The organism is Bradyrhizobium sp. SZCCHNS1022, assembly GCF_032484835.1.
In the GTDB taxonomy this organism is placed as follows: Bacteria; Pseudomonadota; Alphaproteobacteria; order Rhizobiales; family Xanthobacteraceae; genus Bradyrhizobium.
Genome location: NZ_JAUETT010000001.1, coordinates 1,384,049 through 1,399,769, shown reverse-complemented (window position 1 = coordinate 1,399,769; position 15,721 = coordinate 1,384,049). Strand labels below are relative to the sequence as shown.

At 64.2% G+C, this 15,721-nt stretch carries 16 protein-coding genes and 1 tRNA gene; 10 read left to right on the top strand and 7 right to left on the bottom strand.

Annotated elements, in window-relative coordinates:
* Window positions 1-21: 21 nt before the first annotated feature.
* Window positions 22-240, bottom strand: coding sequence for a hypothetical protein (locus tag QX071_RS06310; protein ID WP_315701747.1), 219 nt, complete (start codon window positions 238-240; stop codon window positions 22-24).
* 423 nt (window positions 241-663) lie between these two features.
* Here QX071_RS06310 and QX071_RS06305 point away from each other — a divergent pair.
* The 3 genes from QX071_RS06305 (at window position 664) to QX071_RS06295 (ending at window position 3,566) form a co-directional block, all read left to right on the top strand.
* A tRNA-Thr gene (locus tag QX071_RS06305) sits at window positions 664-738 on the top strand.
* A 684-nt stretch (window positions 739-1,422) separates the two neighbouring features.
* On the top strand, window positions 1,423-1,752 hold the full coding sequence (locus QX071_RS06300; RefSeq protein ID WP_315701748.1) for a recombinase family protein: 330 nt from the start codon (window positions 1,423-1,425) through the stop codon (window positions 1,750-1,752).
* 560 nt (window positions 1,753-2,312) lie between these two features.
* Entirely contained in the window at window positions 2,313-3,566 is a 1,254-nt protein-coding gene (locus QX071_RS06295; protein ID WP_315701749.1) for a reverse transcriptase domain-containing protein, read from the top strand.
* A gap of 290 nt (window positions 3,567-3,856) precedes the next feature.
* Here QX071_RS06295 and QX071_RS06290 read toward each other — a convergent pair whose 3' ends face one another.
* Entirely contained in the window at window positions 3,857-4,066 is a 210-nt protein-coding gene (locus tag QX071_RS06290) for a hypothetical protein (RefSeq protein ID WP_315701750.1), read from the bottom strand.
* A gap of 135 nt (window positions 4,067-4,201) precedes the next feature.
* Here QX071_RS06290 and QX071_RS06285 point away from each other — a divergent pair, with 135 nt between their 5' ends.
* Window positions 4,202-4,702, top strand: a complete 501-nt coding sequence (locus tag QX071_RS06285; RefSeq protein ID WP_315728917.1) for a hypothetical protein — start codon at window positions 4,202-4,204, stop codon at window positions 4,700-4,702.
* 117 nt (window positions 4,703-4,819) lie between these two features.
* Here QX071_RS06285 and QX071_RS06280 read toward each other — a convergent pair whose 3' ends face one another.
* The 4 genes from QX071_RS06280 to QX071_RS06265 form a co-directional block, all read right to left on the bottom strand.
* Window positions 4,820-5,116 carry a hypothetical protein gene (locus QX071_RS06280; protein WP_315701752.1) on the bottom strand — a complete coding sequence of 99 codons (297 nt, stop codon included), beginning with the start codon at window positions 5,114-5,116 and terminating at the stop codon, window positions 4,820-4,822.
* A gap of 155 nt (window positions 5,117-5,271) precedes the next feature.
* On the bottom strand, window positions 5,272-5,739 hold the full coding sequence (locus QX071_RS06275) for a metallophosphoesterase family protein (protein ID WP_315701753.1): 468 nt from the start codon (window positions 5,737-5,739) through the stop codon (window positions 5,272-5,274).
* A 135-nt stretch (window positions 5,740-5,874) separates the two neighbouring features.
* The gene (locus QX071_RS06270; protein WP_315701754.1) at window positions 5,875-7,950 is read right to left on the bottom strand and encodes a HAMP domain-containing methyl-accepting chemotaxis protein; all 2,076 of its coding nucleotides are present in this window, start codon (window positions 7,948-7,950) and stop codon (window positions 5,875-5,877) included.
* A 122-nt stretch (window positions 7,951-8,072) separates the two neighbouring features.
* A complete protein-coding gene (locus QX071_RS06265) occupies window positions 8,073-8,930 on the bottom strand; it encodes an alpha/beta hydrolase (RefSeq protein WP_315701755.1) in 858 nt (285 codons plus the stop codon).
* A gap of 174 nt (window positions 8,931-9,104) precedes the next feature.
* On the opposite strand from QX071_RS06265, the gene QX071_RS06260 reads away from it, so the two are divergent.
* Window positions 9,105-9,806 (top strand): alpha/beta fold hydrolase, encoded by a 702-nt coding sequence (locus QX071_RS06260; protein WP_315701756.1) that lies wholly within the window; start codon window positions 9,105-9,107, stop codon window positions 9,804-9,806.
* Between the two features lie 131 nt (window positions 9,807-9,937).
* On the opposite strand, the gene QX071_RS06255 is transcribed toward QX071_RS06260, so the two are convergent.
* Complete coding sequence (locus tag QX071_RS06255; RefSeq protein WP_315701757.1) at window positions 9,938-10,543, bottom strand: TetR/AcrR family transcriptional regulator; 606 nt, start codon at window positions 10,541-10,543, stop codon at window positions 9,938-9,940.
* A gap of 196 nt (window positions 10,544-10,739) precedes the next feature.
* Between QX071_RS06255 and QX071_RS06250 the strand changes: the two genes are divergently transcribed.
* The 5 genes from QX071_RS06250 to QX071_RS06230 all read left to right on the top strand — a co-directional run bounded on the left by QX071_RS06250 (window position 10,740) and on the right by QX071_RS06230 (window position 15,494).
* Window positions 10,740-11,240 carry a (2Fe-2S)-binding protein gene (locus QX071_RS06250; protein WP_315701758.1) on the top strand — a complete coding sequence of 167 codons (501 nt, stop codon included), beginning with the start codon at window positions 10,740-10,742 and terminating at the stop codon, window positions 11,238-11,240.
* Entirely contained in the window at window positions 11,237-12,310 is a 1,074-nt protein-coding gene (locus QX071_RS06245; RefSeq protein ID WP_315701759.1) for a xanthine dehydrogenase family protein subunit M, read from the top strand. Before QX071_RS06250 ends, QX071_RS06245 begins: the two co-directional genes overlap by 4 nt.
* Entirely contained in the window at window positions 12,303-14,567 is a 2,265-nt protein-coding gene (locus tag QX071_RS06240; protein WP_315701760.1) for a xanthine dehydrogenase family protein molybdopterin-binding subunit, read from the top strand. The genes QX071_RS06245 and QX071_RS06240 overlap by 8 nt, the downstream gene beginning before the upstream one ends.
* A gap of 293 nt (window positions 14,568-14,860) precedes the next feature.
* Window positions 14,861-15,115 carry a type II toxin-antitoxin system RelE/ParE family toxin gene (locus QX071_RS06235; protein ID WP_315701761.1) on the top strand — a complete coding sequence of 85 codons (255 nt, stop codon included), beginning with the start codon at window positions 14,861-14,863 and terminating at the stop codon, window positions 15,113-15,115.
* Between the two features lie 4 nt (window positions 15,116-15,119).
* Window positions 15,120-15,494, top strand: coding sequence for a helix-turn-helix transcriptional regulator (locus QX071_RS06230; protein WP_315701762.1), 375 nt, complete (start codon window positions 15,120-15,122; stop codon window positions 15,492-15,494).
* Window positions 15,495-15,721: the final 227 nt, after the last annotated feature.

Genomic DNA, 15,721 nt, shown 5'->3' with positions numbered 1-15,721 from the left:
TCCCCCTTTTCGTCACTGAGTTCACACGCCGCCCGCGGACCCGTCCGGCCCGCGATCGGTGGCATCATCCGATCCAGCGTCATGAAGGCTCGCAGGCGCCGCGTCGTCGGGCTTGCGCTCGCGCGTCTGCGCCTTGCGCCGCTTGAGATTCTCGCGCAGCGCCCGCTTCAACCGCTCCTGCCGCGATCCCTTCACCGGACTTGTCACGGGAATTGCCCCACTCTGCTTCTGGTCCGTCATGCCCAAGTCCCGTCAAGTAAAGCACCGTCAGGTAGCGTCCCGTCACGTCGTTTCAAGGCACAATTGGGGCCACGCGGTCAAAAGCCAAGGAAGAGCCGAGCAAGCGCCAAAGCAAAGACCAGGCCCGCAAGCGCCGGCACAGGTAAGTTCCACCGCGGCCAGCGTCTCCTGCCCTAATGGGGAGGTTGCGGCAGACAGGCAGCCCCCCGTCCCGCCTCGCAACCGGACGCCCGCCGGCCTGGATCAAGCCCGGGCCCAGGCATTTGTGCATCATGGCGAGGATTCTCACCGATTTGGTGCGCCGTCGGCCCATTCTTGGCCTCGACACCCTGCCGCCGCGCTTGCACCTGGGGAGACCTTGTGGCAAGAACCGCCCGCGCTTGGTCGCGGCCCTCGAGGGCCGATTCCCGCGATGTCCCGTCTGCTGCCGTAGCTCAGTGGTAGAGCACTCCCTTGGTAAGGGAGAGGTCGACAGTTCAATCCTGTCCGGCAGCACCATGGGACCCAGGGCTCCTCCCCTTCATGATCCATTGAATTGGCCGAACGCGCAGCTTCGCGGTCTCGCGGCGCGTTTCGCGTCCGAGCTTTGCTGGTCGACCGCCCTCGCGAAAACGCAAGGGCGCAGGGAAGGCCGGGCGCCGGCCGCGCCCGTGGCCCGCCTGCAGAAAGAAAAGCAGGCGGCAGTCACCACAGGTTGGGCCGAAAACACCCGGCCTTCCCTGCGCGATGGGCTTACGGCTTATACGCGCTCTCCTTGGGGACCGGCTCTCTTGCCCCCATCACCCGCATGCGCGTCGAAGCACGCGAGCTTGACCCCAGCACCGGGAGGTCAGGACCACACGATTTCGCCGTCCGCACGAGCCCGCTCGTCGGCATTCAAGAGAATGCTGCGCGCCCGCACGGCCACCGCTCCCCGCCTCCACGTTCGTGACGACCGCGATACGCCCCTCGCACCGAGGCGGGATGTGGGGGATATAGCATGATTTCTGAAAAAACGAAAGAGGAATTTGGGGTCATGGTGGCTGTTCCTCAATCCAGCAGCGGCCTTATTCCCGCAACCGACGGGAGATACCCGCGTTACCTCGGCTAGCGTCATCATCATTGCCGCCTGCTGAATGGGACTGATGACCTGTGCACTTACCGATGTGCCCTTATACGACCTTAGCTCACCCATCCTGTTGAGTGCACTGTCACTATAATCTGGATCGACTGTCCCGTGACGCGCACTGCCTACTGGGCTTGGAGAAAGCAGGCGTTGACTTCGTAGCAGCGGACATGCCGCACGCAAATCATTTGACTGTAGGCATCATGGCGATGGTGGCGGATGAAGAGCGGCACATGATCTCGCAGCGAACCAAGGCCGCCCTGGCGGAAGCGAAGAAGCGTGGAGTGAGGCTTGGCGGCGACCGTGGCGCTCGGCTTTCGCAGGTTGCTCGCAAAGCGGGCCGCGACGCGCAAGCAGCGAGAGCCCGCAATCGCGCCGCTGACCTCGTCCCATTTTCAGCGAGTTGAAACGACATGGCATCACCTCGTGGAGCTCTATCGCACGTGCACTCAACGCGCGGCGCACCCCCACGCCGCGCCGAGGAAATCAGTGGACAGCAACACAGGTAGCTCGGGTTGCGGCACGACTCACGGTATAAGGTTCCATTCGGTGCAATCAGCGCTTTTCCACTTGCAGTCCCTGCAGGTACCCACAGCATATAGGGTTAACCGATATCCATCGCCACTACCCATTGTGGTAGCGAACCGAATCAGTTATCGTAGGAACATCCAGTCCACTCGCTTCTGGGGGCCGGGCTCGATCTGAGCGTCGGTTGTTCCGGGGGTGAGGTCCGGGTGGCTGTTGCTACATCGGATCAGGTCGCACCCGAGGGATGCACACTGCGCCTTCGGAGCCTTGGGGATCGGACTTAGAGCTCTGGCCGAGGGCGGGCGAACCGATAGGCCCTCACACCACAGGCTTGTTGATGGCCGACGATCTCTACAAGAGGCTCAGGTCCCGAGAGGTTCTTCATCGATCGTGGGCGGCTGTGAAACAGAGCGGGCTCACATCGCCCAGCGAGACCACCGTGAGCGCAATCAGGCGCTATGATGATGCGTGGTTGAGCAATCTCGAGCAAATCAGCAAGCGGCTCCGAAGCGGCAAGCTCCGCTTCGATGGAGAAGAGGGGATCACCATCCCCAAGGGGAAAGGAAAAGGTCTCCGCCCGGTGGTGATGGCTCCGATCGCGAACCGGATCGTACGTCGAGCTATCCTCGAAGTGCTGCAAGGCTATGGATCCGACAACTCGCGAAAGGCTTGGCTAGGTGTTCCTGCGGTCAGACAGATCATGGAAACAAGAACCAGCGTCGGCGGGATCAAAGATCGGGGCGTTCCTCATGGACTATCCTTGATTGATGAAGCGGTCCGCAATGGTAAAACTTGGTTTGTGAGGTCTGACATCAAGAACTTCTTCACCCGCATTCCGCTCGCGGACGTGAATGCGTTCATCGCTGAGGCGGTACCTGATCGGCAGTTCGTAGACATCTTCAGGTCGGCACTAGCCACGAACTTGAGGAACAGGGCACAGTTGGAGGAGCGCAAACACTTTAAGCTATTCCCCGACGAAGACGTCGGTGTAGCTCAGGGGTCGGCGCTGTCTGCTCTTGCGGCAAACGTTGCCCTTCGGTCCTTTGACGAACTGATGAATGGCCGCGGGATCGTTTGCGTCCGCTACATTGACGACTTCATCATGCTGGGTGCATCCCGCACGAAGGTCGGAGCGGCGTACAACGCAGCACGCGAGCACCTCGCACGATTAGGCATGGATGTCTACGATCATGCCGACGAAGCCGCTCGACGCGCAGGGAAGTTCGATGAAGGCAACGTGTACGACGGCACCGACGTGCTTGGCTACAGGGTGTCAGGCACATCTCGGCAACCTTCCGCAGCGGCCATTCAGGCGTTCCGAAAGAGGTGCGATGTCATCGTAGAACAGGCCAAGAAGCAAATGAGCCTAGCGGCGATGGGACAATCTCCGACCAATGGACAGGGCTATCATCAGGCAATGGTCTTGCTTCACAAGACGGTAAGAGGCTGGTCGCAGGCATTTCGTCACACCACGGCGACTCAGGTCTTTCAATCCCTCGATAAGGAAATCGACCGGCGCATCGAAGACTTGCGAGCATTCGCAATCAAGCTAACGCAGGGAACGACTGAGCAAGGGCGCCGCCGCATCATGGGTATTCAGCTGTTGAGTGACACAGCCTCCCACCCGCTGCCAGCGGTCGCAGGACCCACGCAAGCACCTTCCTTCAGAGAGAGGCACAACGTAGCTGCCTGAGCCGGTAAGGAGGGCTAGTTCTTTAGACCAATGTTGATCACAGTTTACATCGACGAAAGCGGCACACACGACAACTCCCCTCTCATTATGGGTGGCATCCAATTCCGGCGACGGTCCAGTCCACTAAATTCCACTGCGGCACTGGATGAGACGCACTGGTGACCTGTGCGCTCACCGATCCGCCCTTATACGACCTTAGCTCACCCATCCGGTTGAGTGCACTGTCACCGAAAGTCGGATTGCGCATGATCGGGGCTGGCGGATTTCCGCCAACCCGACTTCTTGTGCTTTCAGTTGATGGTGTTTGGCATGCAAGGAGGTTCGGTGTAGGGATCCGAGGCAAACGCGCCCGCTTTCGGAGCCCGCACACAATCCGTGATAGCATGGGTCTTGCTCATGGCACGATGTGCCGCGGCATTGTTGCTGCGGGCCGCCTGGGCTTCAGTTACAAATACGGCTGCCGCAATCAGCGCGACCGACACCAAGTTAAATTTGGTCATTTGTCTTCTCCCTATGATAGGAGCCGAGCAGACACGGCTCCGTAGATCCTAGAGCGTCGGGCCATAGGAGAAATGTCATCACGGGCCTTCAACAAAGCGCGAATTGGCGGCGACCATCACTTGGGTGAACTCGAAATGTCCGATGCGATCGAAGCGATAGAGGCCGCGCGACTCTCCCATCGACCGGCCAAAGTCATGACTCTTTTCGTAGGCGAGTCCGCCCCAACGGGCGGCAAGTTCTTCTACAATGGAAATAACGCGATGCTGACGTACACGCGGCGAGCAATCGAAACTGCGCTACCTGACACGCGGGACTTCTTCGAGCGGTTCAAGGCCTACGGCTGGTATCTCGACGACCTTGTTCTAACCAAGCCGGTCGACCGCCTCAAAGGCGCTGCGCGCAAAGCCGAGCTTCGGAACGCGGTAAGCAGTCTACGTGATCGCATCGCCATCTATCAGCCACAAGCGATTGTATCTCTGATGACAAGCATTGCGCCTTTTGTTGCGGAAGCCGCCAGAGCAGCCGGAAGCAATGCTACCGTCTATTCGCTCCCTTTCCCGGGAAACGGCCATCAAAACCGGTTCTGCAACGAGCTTGCGAGAATTACTCCCCTATTGCCCCGCCATTCCAATTAGAAGAACACGTTTATAGTTCCGACTAAGCCGTCACCGCGCCACTGGCGCCTATCAGTTGCGTTCAACTCGGCAACGGGATATTCGCGGGCGCAATCCGGCGAAGCCAGTCAAGCGCCTCTATCTCAAAAGCCCGAGCACGGCTCCTGAGGCGGCGATCAGGCCCAATGCAATGACGCCGCCGCGCCAGAGGAGCTGCTGACGCGCGGTCTGGCGGTCGTGGAAGGCGAGCCAGTCTCGCACAAATCCCGCAGGGATATCGAAGACGACGGCGCACTCCTCGCCATGATGCGTTTCGTGCTCGCAAAACATCGTCCTGACATTCTGCACGCCGAGCCGCTCGAGCTCGCGATGCCACTGCCGGGCGTGCTCACCGTTGGTCCAGCGATTTTCGAAGGGGACAGCTTGTGATTTCATGACGAGCCTCCCTGGGCTCAATTGACATCACGTTTTCCATCGTAGCGCCTTTTCCAAGCCGGCGCGAGCCTCCGCGCAGCCAAAACCCAGTGTGCCGCAGTGCAGGAGAAGTGCCTGACAGTGCTCGACGGGAGCGCACCGCCGCACTCATCCGTTCAACCACCACTGAGGTCGTGGATCACCGGCTGCAGGTCACCCAGCCCGAGGTCGAGCGTCGCCAGCGTGATGGGAAGGCGGAAGCGCCGCGGGCCGGCGCTGCCGGGGTTGAGATAGAGCACGCCGCCGATCGTCTCGATGCGAACCTTGTGTGAATGGCCGGAGATCACCGCGTCGATGCCGCGCGCGACTGGGTCGATGCTCAGGGCATTGACATCGTGCAGGACATAGAACGATCGGCCCTCAAGCTGCACCGTCGCCGTCTCGGGATAGCCTCTGGCCCATTCGGCGCTATCGACATTGCCCCTGATCGCCGTGACCGGCGCGATGCGGCGGAGTCCGTCCAACACATCTGGGCGGCCGATATCGCCGGCATGGATGATGTGATCGACCTCGGCGAGCCGATGCACGGCCTCCGGCCTCAACAGGCCGTGCGTATCGGAGATGATGCCGAGCCTGAATGCCATTCAGCGATCACCGACCAAGGGCATCACATTGAAGCCTACCACACTGAGTTGGTAGCTGGGCGGCGGGCGCGCTTCCGCCTTCGCCCCCGGGCTACGACGGACAAGTCGCTTTGCCCAACTACTCGTCCTCTGCCGTCACGCCGCGCGGACGGAATCCAGGAAGCGCGCGACTTCGCTGCGCAGGCGGCTGCTCTGGCCGGCGAGCGACTTCGCGGCCGACAGCACCTGCGAGGAGGCCGAGCCGGTCTCGTCGGCGCCCTTGCGGACATCGGCGACGTTGGCGGACACCTCCTGGGTGCCGTGGGCGGCCTGCTGGACGTTGCGGGAGATCTCGCGCGTCGCCGAGCTCTGTTCTTCGACTGCGGAGGCAATTGCGGACGCGATCTCCGACATGCGCGAGATGGTCTCGCTGATCTCCTGGATCGAGCCCACCGACTCCTGCGTCGCGCTCTGGATGCCGCCGATCTGCTGGCCGATCTCGCCGGTCGCTTTCGCGGTCTGCTCGGCGAGCGCCTTCACCTCCGAGGCGACCACGGCAAAGCCGCGGCCGGCTTCGCCCGCGCGCGCCGCCTCGATGGTGGCGTTGAGCGCCAAGAGATTGGTCTGGCCGGCGATCGCGTTGATCAGCTCGACGACGTCGCCGATCCGCGACGCCGCCTTGGCGAGCTCGCCGACGCGATCGGTGGTCCGGCGGGCCTGCTCCATGGCTTCGCCGGCGATGCGCGCGGAATCATGCACCTGGCGGCTGATCTCGTCGACCGAGGAGGTCATCTGCTCGGCCGCTGCAGCAACCGAATGCACGTTGGTCGACGCCTCCTCGGAGGCGCCGGCGACCACGGTCGCCAATTCCAGCGAGCGTCCGGCGGTGGCGGTCAGCGTGCCGGCGGAGCGCTCCAATTCGCCTGCGGCCTCCGAGACCACGCTGATGACCTCGCCGATCGCGGTCTCGAACTCCCGCGTGAAGCGCTCGACGCGCTGGCCGCGCTCGATCTTGGCCTGCGCATCGGCCGCAGCCGCGGCTTCGGCGGCCTTGTTCGCCAGCAGCGCTTCCCTGAACGTCTCCAGCGATCCTGCCATGGCTCCGATCTCGTCGTCGCGATCGCTCGCAGGGATCGCGACATCGTCGCGGCCTTGGGCCATCTCGCCGATCACCTTGGTCAGGTTCACGATCGGCGCGATCACACGGCGGCGTAGCAGCATGGTGACGCCGACCAGGAGCCCGAGCAAGGCAATCACGAGCGCGGCGGCGACGGCCAGCATCACGCGCGCCGAGTCGCGCGAGGCGCTGGCGCGGTCGCGCGCTTCCGCGATCGCGGCATCCCGAACCGCGAAGAACTTTTCGACCGCCGGAACCACCCGCTCACCCAGCTGCTCGGCGGTGATGGAATAATTGGTGTCGCTCAGCCCCGCCGCGATCTCCTTGTCGATCAGCGGCCCCGCCTGCCCGAAATAGGACTCCTTGGCGTTCCTCAGCGCCGCCGCAAGGCCGGCCGGATCGCCGAGCTGCTGGACGCCCGCTTCCATGCGGTCGCGGTCCGTCTCGATGCGGCCCTGGCCGCGGTCCATCGTGGCCTTCTCCGTCGGCGTCACCAGGCGGTGAGCACTCAGCGCAGGCGACAGCAGGGCCGCGCGGCCACCGGCCGTGACGCGCAAGTCCTGAGCCGTGCGCGAGACGTCGAGCAGCGTCGTGAGCGAGGCATCCGCGTTGGCGACATCATTTTGCAGGCGGTTCAGAATCGGCTCGATCATCACCGCGACCTGGGCGACGCCAGGCAGGAAGCCCTTGGTCACGGCCGGGTCGCGGGCGCTCAGCGGACGGGAGAGCGCGGCGTCCGTCGCGGCACGGATCTCGGCGAATTTGGCTCCGGCCTGATCGAGAGTCTGGCCAACCGCCTTGCCGTCGCCGAGCTCCGCAATGGCGCTTCGCGCCTTCGCCAACGCCGCATCGGTCGACTGCCTGGTCTTGGCGATCACCGCCAGCTGCGCTTCGGTGGCCGGCCCCTCCGCAAACAACGGGGTGATGTAGGGCGCCCGGTTGCCCACCATGTTCTGCGCAAACAGGAGAACCGCCCCGAACGCCTCGACTGTCTTGATGGCATCCGCCCTATCGGCCAGGATCCGATATTGCCCAACCACGACCTCCGCCGCGGGCACGACGGCAAGCGCCGTCACCGACAGCATCGACACCGCAAACAACTGACCGATCTTCATAGGTCCGGCTTCCACCACATGTTTATCATTTGTTTGGAACATGTGACCTGGACAACTAACAATTGGCTAAGTACGGACCACTCTCCGTAGTAATGCGGAGCCGGGCGCGTCCTTCGGTCGCGCTATTTGCCGTCGAGGAAGCGCAGCATCGCGGCGTTGAACAGCTCCGGGTCCTGCAGGAAGGCGAAGTGGCTGGTATTCGGCAGGATCAACAGCCCCGCATGCGGGATCGTGGCGGCGAGATATTCGGTGTGCTCGCGCTTGATCGCCTCGTCATGGTCGCCGTCGACGATCCACACCGGCGAAGTGATCGACTGCAGCTGCGCGTCGCTCCAGTTCGGCTGCTCCGCCCACATCTTACTGATCTGGGCGACGAAATCCTCATAGGCATTCGGCGTGGCGGAATTCGACCGGTATTCGTGGCCGGCGCGCTCGATGAAGGCGGCGAAGGTCGGATTCTTCTCGACGCCGTCCTTGACGCCCGAGGTGACGGAATTGGCGGCGAAGGCGAACACCTTGCCGACGCGGTCCTTGTGGCGAAGCGCGAGATCCAGGCCGATGATGCCGCCGTCGCTCCAGCCGACGATGTCGGCCTTGGCGATCTTGAGCTCGTCCATCAGCGCCACGACGTCGTCGGCCATCAGATCGTAGCCGTAAGCGCGCGCATCGCGGGTGCTCCGGCCATGGCCGCGGCTGTCCATCACCACCACCATGTGATGCGGCGCCAGCGCCTCGACCTGATGCCCCCAATAATCGGCGTTCGCCAGGCCGCCATGCAGCAGGATCACCGGCGTGCCGCCCTGCTGCGGCGCTTGGCCGTAAACACGATAATAGATCTTGATGCCGTTCACGGCGGCCTGACCGGCGCGCTGCGTAGCAACCGGCTGCGGCGTCGGCGGCAGCATCTCCCATGGCTCGGCGGCGGCGGCGGGCTGCAAGGCGGCAAGACCGAAGACGAGCAGGACAAGCAGATGGCGCATGGCGTTTCCCGATTTGGCTGTGATACGCTCCGGTCATCCGGCGATAGTGCCGCAGAATGTCCGCGCAATGACGCAGTGTTACTGAGGTAGCAGACCGCCGCATCGCAGGTGGCGGCAAAGGCTAGGCCGCCGGCGTGGCCGGATCAATAACGCGCACACATGGGGGGGAGGCTGATGACGGAAACTTTGCCGATCGTGCTGGTGCCCGGGCTGATCTGCTCGCCCCGGATCTATGCGCCTCTTGTTCCCGCGCTGTGGCGGCACGGGCCGGTGATGATCGCCAACCACATCCGCGACGACAGCATGGGCGCGATCGCGCGCCGCATCCTGTCAGAAGCGCCGCCGCGCTTCGCGCTCGCCGGCCATTCGATGGGCGGCTACATCGCCTTCGAGATCATGCGCCAGGCTCCGGAGCGCGTCGCCAAGTTGGCGCTGATCAACACCCAGGCGCGGCCGGATGCGCCGGAAGCCGGTGCGCGACGCCGCACCATGATCACCCGCGCCAGGGAAGGCGAGTATCACGCCATCGTCGACGGGCTAGCCGTGAATTTCGTGCATCCGTCGCGGCGCGAGGATGCACGCTTGCGCAGGCTCGTGCGCGATATGGCCGACGATGTCGGCGTCGACGGCTTCGTCAGGCAGCAGACCGCGATGATCGCACGACCGGACTCTCGCCCCACGCTGACCGCAATCCGCTGCCCGACCTTGGTGCTGACCAGCGACACCGACGACATGATCCCGAACAGTCTGTCCACCGAGATGGCCGACGAGATCGCCGGCAGCTGGCTGGTCGTGCTCGACAATTGCGGCCACCTGCCGCAGCTGGAGCAGCCGGAGGAAACCGCGCAGGCGCTGGTGGAGTGGCTGCGGGGCTAAAATGGCTCGCGTTGGAGCGCCGTCATCCCCGGGGATTCGCGCTGGCGAAAGGCGCAGCCATTTTGCCGAAGCGGTAGGGCCGCTTCATCTTCCTAGATCATAGCGCACAACGCCGGCGACATCGGCGAGCATCAATCAATTGATGGAGTTGCTCCAGGTCTCGTCACCCGCAACCCATCCACGAACACATCCAGCAGCCGCAGCACGCTCTGATGCCAGCCGGTCTGGTCGTGCATGTAGCACATGCCGATGAGGGCGCGGAGCAGGTCGTCGGCGGTGACGTCGCCGCGGACTTCGCCGGCCGCGACCGCGCGCGACAGCAACGCGCCGATCGAAGCGATGAGATGCGCATGCGAATAGGCGGCGAGCTCGGAATTGGCATTCATGACGATGGCGAGCGCCGCCATCATGCCTTTCTTGGTGGCGACGAATTGCACGGTCGAGCGCAGCCAGCGCCGCAGCGCCTCCAGCGCCGAGGGCTCGCTCTTCAATTGCTCAGCCAGCTCGGAGAGCTGCTCGACCTCGCGGCGATAGACCGCCTCGAACAGATCCTCGCGGGTCGGGAAATGCCGATAGAGCGTGCCGATGCCGACGCCGGCCTGCCGCGCCACCGCCTCGAGGCTCGCGTCCGCGCCACCGGCCGAGAACACGACCTTGGCCGCCTCCAGCACGCGCTCGCGGTTGCGGAGGGCATCGGCACGCGGCTTCCGGGGCCGCTCTTGTGATTTGGTCGCCATCTCACCAGCTCTTGATGAACCCCTGTGAGGTCCCCCTTGATAAACGGAGGAGTCCTCCGTATAAATGGGCGTGTCACCCCGGGCCAGTCACTTCTCCTTGCCAAGCCCAGGGGTGCCCGGATCCCGCACGGACCACCGCCCGTAAGGCGTGGCCGCCCGCGATCCGATTAGGCCATAGCTTCGATCGGAACAACGCATGAATTGGACTGTGAGACTCACCGTCAACGGTGAGCCGCGAACGCTTGCGCTCGACGACCCCCGTGTCACGCTGCTCGACCTCCTGCGTGAACGCCTCGACCTCACCGGAACCAAGAAGGGCTGCGACCGCGGCCAATGCGGCGCCTGCACCGTGCTGGTCGACGGCCGCCGCATCAATTCCTGCCTCGCCCTGGCCGCCAGCCTCGACGGCGCCGCGATCACCACGATCGAGGGCGTGGCCGACGGCGACCAGCTCCACCCGGTGCAGGACGCCTTCATCGTCCATGACGCCCTGCAATGCGGCTTCTGCACGCCGGGCCAGATCATGAGCGCGATCGGCCTGATCAATGAAGGCCAGGCCGGCGATGACCCCGAGCGCATCCGCGAAGGCATGAGCGGGAATCTGTGCCGCTGCAGCGCCTATGTCGGCATCGTCGAGGCGGTGCAGGACGCCCAGCAGACCCTTGCGAGCAAGACGAAGGCGGAGCGCGCGGCATGAACCGGTTCGACTATGTGAAGCCGGCGAGCATTGCCGAAGCAATTGCTGCCGCGAGCCAGCCCGGCGCCGCCTATCTCGCCGCCGGCACCAATCTGCTCGACCTGATGAAGGGCAATGTGGTCAGGCCATCACGGCTGGTCGACATCTCCCGCCTGCCCGAACTGAACCGCATCGAGCGGCTCGGCAATGGCGACGTCAGGATCGGCGCGCTGGTGCGCAATGCCGACCTTGCGCACGATCCGGTGTTCGCAAACGACTTCCCGGCCGTGGCGGAAGCGCTGCTCTCCGGCGCCTCGGCGCAGCTGCGCAACGCGGCGACCGTCGGCGGCAACCTCTTGCAGCGGACGCGCTGCGCCTATTTCTACGACCCGGCCTCGGCCTGCAACAAGCGTAGCCCCGGCGCCGGCTGCGACGCGCGGGACGGTGAGAACAGCCAGCACGCGGTGCTGGGCTGGAGCGAGGCCTGCATCGCCACCAACCCATCGGATTTCTGCGTGCCGCTCGCGGCCTTTGATGCGGTCGTCGAGATCGAGGGCAAACCGGGGCGGCGCGAGGTCGCGCTGGAGGCACTGCACCTTTTGCCAGACACCACGCCGGAGCGCGAGACCGTGCTGGAGCCGGGCGAAATGATCGTCGGGATCAGGCTGCCGGCATCCGCGCGCGCCTTCGCCGCACACGCGCGGTATCTCAAGGTGCGCGAGCGCACCTCCTACGCCTTCGCCGTGGTCTCGGCCGCAGCCGGTCTCATCGTCGAGAACGGCGCGATCAAGCAAGCGCGCCTCGCGCTCGGTGGCGTCGCCGCCAAGCCGTGGCGGGCGCGCGAAGCCGAAGCCCTGCTCGCCGGCCAAGCCGCCGAAGCCGGCGCGTTTCAACGCGCGGCCGCTGCGGCACTCGCCGGCGCAAAGCCGTCCGGCGACAACGCCTACAAGATCCCGCTCGCAACCAACCTGATCGTACGCGCGCTGCAAGCCGCCGCCCAAGGCACGCCCGACCGCGTGCCGGCGCTACCCGCCTCTCCGTTTTCTTCCGTTCCCGTTTCCTCCGTTCCAGGAGTTCTCCATCATGCTTGAACTCAACCTGTCCCGTGATCCAGCCCACGTCCGGCACGGCTCGACCATCGGCCAGCCGCTGTCCCGCCGCGACGGCGTGCTGAAGGTCACCGGCGCCGCACGCTACGCCGCCGACAACAATCCGACTGGCCTGCTCCATGCGGTGCTTGCCGTGAGCAGTATCGCGCGCGGCCGCGTGGTCTCGCTCGATGTCGAAGCGGCCAAGGCTCATCCCGGCGTGATCGAGGTGAGGACCTCAGCCAACCGTCCGCCGCTCGCGGACGATCCCGACGGCAAGCCCAATCCGTTCGCCTTCAGGTTCGAGGCGCTGCAGAACGATCGCGTCCGCTATGTAAACCAGCCGATCGCAGTCGTAATCGCCGAGACACTGGAGGCCGCGACCGAAGGCGCGGCGCTGCTGGCGCCGCGTTATGAAGTCGAGCCGGTGCGCATCGGCCTCGATGCCGACGGGGCCTATGTGCCTCCCGTGGTCGGCATGGGCTTTCCCGCGGAAAGCCGCCATGGCGACGTCGAGGCGGCGCTGGCCGGCAGCGACAAGTCGATCGAGACCACCTACGAGACGCCGCCGCATTACCACAATGCGATGGAGCCGCACGCGATCGTAGCGAACTGGCAGGGCGACAGGCTGGTGATCGACACGCCGACGCAAGGGCTTGCGATGATGCAGGCGCGCATCGCCGGCCTGTTCGGCATCCCGCCGGAGAACATCCTGATCCGCAGCCCATTCCTCGGCGGCGGCTTCGGCGGCAAGGGGATCATGGCGGGGCCGCAGGTGCTCGGCATCCTCGCCGCCAAACTGGTGGGACGTCCGGTGAAGCTCGTGGTCCGTCGCGAGCAGCTCTATGGTCCGTTCGGCCATCGCTCGCCGACCCGTCAGACGCTGCGGCTCGGTGCGAGCGCCGAAGGCCAGTTGTCGGCGATTCATCATCACGCCCGGGTGGTGACCTCCAGCTTCGAAGACTTCTACGAGGGGGCGGCGCATCTGACGCATACGCTGTATGCGGCGCCGGCGATCGCGACCACATATGACGCCGTGCGCGTCGATACCGGCACGCCGCTGTTCGTGCGCGCGCCCGGCATTGCGCCGGGATCGATCGCGTTGGAGAGCGCGGTGGACGAGATGGCGGAAGCCTGCGGCCTCGATCCGCTCGCCTTCCGCGTCAAGAACTACGCCGAGGTCGAGCCGGCCACCGGCAAGCCATTCTCCTCGAAAGCGCTGCGCGAATGCTACACGCAGGGCGCGGCGCGCTTCGGCTGGTGGGATCGGCCGCTGAAGCCCCGCATGATGCGCGACAAGGACGGCTTCCTGGTCGGCTGGGGCATGGGGACGGCGACCTTCCACGCGCTGATGTTCGCAGGCCAAGCCCGCGCGGTGATCCGCCGCGACGGCACTGGCGCCATCGAAACCGGTTCGCACGACATGGGCCAGGGTGCCTGGACGGCGCTGGCGCAGGTCGCGGCCGATGCACTGGCACTCGACATCGATCAGGTCGCGTACAAGGCCGGCACCTCCGACCTGCCGGATGCCGGAATCGCCGGCGGTTCGGCGCATACCGCCACCGTCGGCACCGCGATCCACAACGCCGGCGCGGCCGTGATCGCCAAGCTCGCGGAGCTTGCGACCTCGGACGAACGCTCACCGCTGTTCGGCGCCGGCAATGCCGGCGTCATCGCGCGCAACGGCCGGCTGTTCCGGCGCGACGACGAGGGCCGCGGCGAAGCTTACGGCGACATCCTGGCGCGCGCCGGCCTCGCCGAGATTGACGCCTCCGGCAGCGGCGCGCCCGATCCGGCGCTCAACGAGCAATATGCCATGCATTCGCATGGCGCGGTGTTCGCCGAGGTGAAGGTCGATCCCGATCTCGGCCAGGTCCGGGTCAGCCGCATGATCGGCGCATTCGCAGCCGGCCGGGTGATCAATCCGAAGCTGGTGGAGAGCCAGCTGCTCGGCGGCATGATCTGGGGCATTTCGCTGGCGCTGCACGAGGAGGCGATCACCGACCGACGCACCGGGCGCATCATGAACGCCAATCTCGGCGAGTATCATGTGCCTGTGAATGCCGACATCCCGGCGATGGAAGCGTTCACGGTCGAGGAGCACGATCCGTACGTCAATCCGCTCGGCATCAAAGGCGTCGGCGAGATCGGCATCACCGGTTCGGCCGGTGCAGTGGCGAACGCGGTGTGGCACGCCACCGGCGTGCGGATCCGGCGCTTCCCGGTGCGGATCAGCGACCTGGTGCGGCAAACCAACTAGCAGGCGTCATTCCGGAGCGATGCGACAGTATCGAACTATGGAGCGCTACTGCCTCGGAATGACAGCGTTCCTGAAGCGTTAAACTGGCGGTCGGGGCCGCTGCCGCGGTCCCGGCCCTGTTCCGGCATCGCTGCGCGTGCCGTGAACGCCCGGATCGAGGCGGTCCGATGTCCTTGTAGCTGGCAAGAAACTCAGGAGCGGCATTTTGCCCGAGCTAAAAGGGGCAGTTACAAATATTAGCGATTTGCTATTTTGAAATTGACATCGATTAGCTATTTGCTAATATTCAACCCATGGAAATTCGCTACACCAAAGCCGCCATCAAGGCCCTAGCGAAATTGCCAAGCAACACGGCGCAGCTGATCCAGGAGAAAATCCGTCAATACGCGGAGAATCCGGCAAGTTTGGCGAACAACGTGAAGAAGCTTCAAGGGCGCGAGGACGAATGGCGGCTGCGGGTGGGTGATTGGCGCGTCATCTTTACCCAAGACGGCGTTGTCATGGACGTCCTGAAGGTGGGCCCGCGCGGCAGCGTTTACGAGGATTAGGATCATGCGCAAACTGAACATCATCACCTCCCCGAGCGGGGATCGTATGGTGGTGATTCCTTTCGAAGAATATGAGCGCCTGATCGAAGCTGCCGAGGAGGCTGCCGACGCGCGCGCTGTTGATGAGATCAAGCGCAAGCTTGCGACGGGTGAGGAGGAGCTGATCCCCGCTGAATTCGCGGACAGACTCATCAACGGCGAGAACAAGATCCGTGTCTGGCGCGAATATCGCGGCATGACCGGCAAAGAGTTGGCCGAGAAAACCGGCCTTGCCGCGCCGTACATTTCGCAACTCGAAACCGGCAATCGTGAGGGAACGATCGATACGTTCAAGAAGATCGCGGCTGCGCTCCGCGTCGATATCGACGATATCGCTTAGCAGGATACATCCAAGATCCCGGCAGCCGTCCCCTTATCTTCGATCAGCCGATGAGGAATTGAAGCCGCTACGCAGCGGTGAGATGACCAGCAGCGAGCCGCGGGAACTCAAAATGGACAGTACTGATGGAACGTTGCTCGCCTCCGGAAAGGCGATCGCTCCTTGGGCTCGCCTCATGATCTCATCTCTTTGATTGAGCATGATCTCCGCGCAAACGCCTATGGCGT